General features: G+C 36.9%; 5 protein-coding genes. All 5 read right to left on the minus strand.

Going from position 1 to position 3,298, the window contains the following annotated elements; all coding sequences use genetic code 11:
- Window positions 1–13 precede the first annotated feature (13 nt).
- Window positions 14–490, minus strand: a complete 477-nt coding sequence (locus ATS71_RS10125; protein ID WP_058404723.1) for a hypothetical protein — start codon at window positions 488–490, stop codon at window positions 14–16.
- An 85-nt stretch (window positions 491–575) separates the two neighbouring features.
- Window positions 576–938, minus strand: a complete 363-nt coding sequence (locus ATS71_RS10130) for a hypothetical protein (protein WP_058404724.1) — start codon at window positions 936–938, stop codon at window positions 576–578.
- A gap of 116 nt (window positions 939–1,054) precedes the next feature.
- Window positions 1,055–1,498 carry a hypothetical protein gene (locus ATS71_RS10135; protein WP_152995674.1) on the minus strand — a complete coding sequence of 148 codons (444 nt, stop codon included), beginning with the start codon at window positions 1,496–1,498 and terminating at the stop codon, window positions 1,055–1,057.
- Window positions 1,499–1,860: 362 nt separating this feature from the next.
- On the minus strand, window positions 1,861–2,112 hold the full coding sequence (locus ATS71_RS10140; protein WP_058404726.1) for a Rho-binding antiterminator: 252 nt from the start codon (window positions 2,110–2,112) through the stop codon (window positions 1,861–1,863).
- Window positions 2,113–2,122: 10 nt separating this feature from the next.
- Window positions 2,123–2,962, minus strand: a complete 840-nt coding sequence (locus ATS71_RS10145) for a DUF417 family protein (protein WP_058404727.1) — start codon at window positions 2,960–2,962, stop codon at window positions 2,123–2,125.
- Window positions 2,963–3,298: the final 336 nt, after the last annotated feature.

Here is a 3,298-nt window from a genome sequence, read left to right on the forward strand (position 1 = left end):
TGTTAAGTGGCAATTACTCATTGGTATAAATATCAATTTCTTCACTTTTACGAAGAACTTTATAAATTTTATCTTTGGGTGAATAAACCAATATAGCCAAAACTGAAACGTCTCCGAGTTTATTACCATCATCGTCTGATTTTACTGCGGTACCCCAAAGTAAAATATCTTTATAACCGTCAGAATTAACATCAATCAATTCGTTGTTAAGTAAGCCATCTTTGAAATAACTTAGGTCATCATGTCTGTCGTAAAGTCGCACCAAAAAAATACCCGGCAACTCAATACCACCATTACCTTTTGAGGTAATTGCGAACTCAATTGAAATAATAAGATCTTTGCCTATTTCTATATTCTTTTGGATCACATCTGTTGATGGAACCCCAAAATCAAGACTTGGCAGAATAGAAGCTACTTCAGACTTCGAAATCAAGTTTTCAGCCTTTAGTTGAAAACTAAATACAAGTAATAAAACGAGAATTATACGCATATGCTTCCTTGCCACTTAACGCCGCCAACAGCGGCCGAGTGAAACGAGGTCCAGCGCACGCAGTGCGCGCTGCTGTTTGGCCTTGTTATGTGCCTGCGCGCAAGTAAGAAATGTACTCATCTTGCACAACCCCTTGGTTAACAAATTTAAACTCTTCTATGCCCAGCTTGCTTGCAGCCAACTCAATATTCTCGGCGACTTCAACTCTTACCGGCTCATCATATTCGCTGGAAAGAGATTCAAACGTATAAATATCTACGTAATCTTCTGAGCCTTGGTCAATCGATTCCCAAAGTTGCCCTTCAACTTCAGCACCGCGGTTATTGAACGATGCCCAACGAATACATTTTTGCCCATGAGCTAAAAACCCGCCTAGAAATACCTCTACAGTCTTTCCTCTTTGCAGTGCAAATTCAGCTTCTGTTGTTGATAAATACCTACGACTCATATTTCATCCTAAGCACATAACTTTTCAATAACGGGCGCAGGCACGTAGGGCATAATGGCGAAGCCGCCCTGCGTGTATGCGTCCCAGCGAACGAAGTGAGCGAGTTTATTGAGTTGTTATACCCGTTCTTCAAAATCCCTTACCAACTCAGTTAATAAAGCCCGTTGCTCTTGAGGAATACCATTATCTAATTCACATTCAAGCCCTCTAATTAGATAATATTCTGTCTCATTTTTTATTTTGCCTCGCTTTAAGATAGATTTGTACTTTGACCAATATCTGGTTCTTAGCGTTGATAAAGTGATCGTACCGTTGTCTAGCAATTGTTCATCTAATTTACTTACAGTATTTGAGTCCCAGCTAGCAGTATCTTCAAGCGTATCGTTGATAGCCTGTTTGAGGCCTTGGAGAGCTTTTGATTTCCCAAATTTATCGACGATTTCAACCAAACAATTTGAAGGATGGATGGGATCTTCCCTCTGAATGCCAGATACATTTGTTGAATAGAATTCTAAGAATAAAGATAGCTCCTCAAATTCTAATTCTTTTTCTCTAGACATCTTCCGTGGCATCTTTTCCTCCGAGGGTATAACATCTTATTGAACACCACTTTGGGGGGTTATAACACCCCAAAACGGCGCATATTACATCGCCCAATAATTCCACTAAATAACTGCAATGTAAACAAGCAATTAGGAATGCAGTGAAAAAGCCTTTGTTACTTTGCACCAAAACGACTTTTAATAATGTTATTGGACAAAGTCAAAATAGCTGTTTATGTGAACAGTTTACTATAAAGGTAAATTTTGGCTTTGTGCATTTAGCACGTATGAGCTAAAGCATTGGCTAGATAAGCGAGCCTTAAAATATTGATGATACAGGCCCGCTGGAGTGTTTATGATAAAACAAATGGGTTAGTTAATTACTTAACATCAAAGTTCACGTGGTCAAAGTATGGATTACTCTCACGCGCTTTAATTACACTAATTGTAGTAAGTACAATAAGTTGCAGCTCGCTGTTTACGTTAACAACTATGCATTCGTCTCTATTAGCATTGCGTTTTGTATCAGTTGCTACGCCAAATACAACATCGCCATTTTTTAATATAAGCTCAATGCTTAAATGGTGCATACAGGCAATTTCGATGAAGTCGTATTGATGGCAACTGATCATACAGCTCTCTTTATTTAGTTGGTTTAAATAGCATTAAAGTGGCAATAACAACTAAGTTGCCTACATACCATAAGTCTTTAATTACAAATTGCCCTAAACGCTCTAATAATGTGCTTGAGCTCAATGCGCCGTTTGCGGTAATTAAAAATGTTTGGGTCATTAAAAACACACTTAAACACGCTAAGCCACTAACAATAATTAGCTTTTTATTGTTAAGTAAAATGCCTATGCCAAGTAGCACTGCAAATAATACATCAAACCCACCAATTACGTTTGATGCGCCTTGTACACTAAAGACTGTGTATAACCACGACATAAACGGTGAGGTTTCTACCAGGCTTACAATGGCTTTGGCTTCAAACTCATAAAACTTCATGCCACCAATCCACAGTAAAACCATAGCAACCGGTATAAAGTTTAAAAATACGTGTTGTTTGTCTGTTAGCTTATTTTTATAAAACAAAAATAAATACAAAGGGATGACTGCAAAGTATTTAATAATGCCTTGCCCACTGCCAATAATTGGAAAGCCGCCTAACTGGGCCATCCAACGGTTGCTGGCTAATAAAGTAAGTAAAGGCACTATGCTAACAATTAACGCGAGAACTAATGCTGGTGTAGGTTTTATTAATTTTAAATGCGCGGCTAGAGTGGAAAGTGCTAATGCAATCATAGTGCTTCCGGTTAGCAAGCCTATCATTTTATTATTTAGTGAAGTATTGAACCCATAAAATTCAAATGTTTCTACAAGTGCATTTGGGTTTGCACCCAAAGCAAACGATACGCCAAGCAGCCCAAAACTAAGAGCAAGTAAAGTGATCAGTGCGTTATTTGTGTGTGTTAAGTTCATTATGTGCCTATTAAATCTGTAATGGCTAACAAAGACCTCGTTTTTTCTAAAAAGCATTCAACCTAGCTAAAAAAATATCCTCGCTTACGTAATTTTAAATAATTATATAAATGCACTTTTTAAAAGCACATAGCTTACAAGAATAAACATATCCTATTGGTCAAGTTAACACATGAAAGCGATTAAAAAGTCATGCAAAAAATAACAAATAAAAACTTAGCCACTCGATAAAAAACAAATAAAAGCAATAAAAATAAGTAACTTAAAACCTTTTTACAACTTTATAAACTTCATTTAAAACCTTATTTAGCCTCTTAAAAAGCAAAAAGCTAACCG

Origin of the sequence: Pseudoalteromonas sp. H71 (genome assembly GCF_001468485.1) — a bacterium.
GTDB lineage: Bacteria > Pseudomonadota > Gammaproteobacteria > Enterobacterales > Alteromonadaceae > Pseudoalteromonas.

Coding starts and splice junctions, on each gene's coding strand:
- ATS71_RS10130 (WP_058404724.1), bottom strand. CDS start 938: ATGAGTCGTAGGTATTTATCAACAACAGAAGCTGAATTTGCACTGCAA.
- ATS71_RS10135 (WP_152995674.1), bottom strand. CDS start 1,498: ATGTCTAGAGAAAAAGAATTAGAATTTGAGGAGCTATCTTTATTCTTA.
- ATS71_RS10145 (WP_058404727.1), bottom strand. CDS start 2,962: ATGAACTTAACACACACAAATAACGCACTGATCACTTTACTTGCTCTT.
- ATS71_RS10140 (WP_058404726.1), bottom strand. CDS start 2,112: ATGATCAGTTGCCATCAATACGACTTCATCGAAATTGCCTGTATGCAC.
- ATS71_RS10125 (WP_058404723.1), bottom strand. CDS start 490: ATGCGTATAATTCTCGTTTTATTACTTGTATTTAGTTTTCAACTAAAG.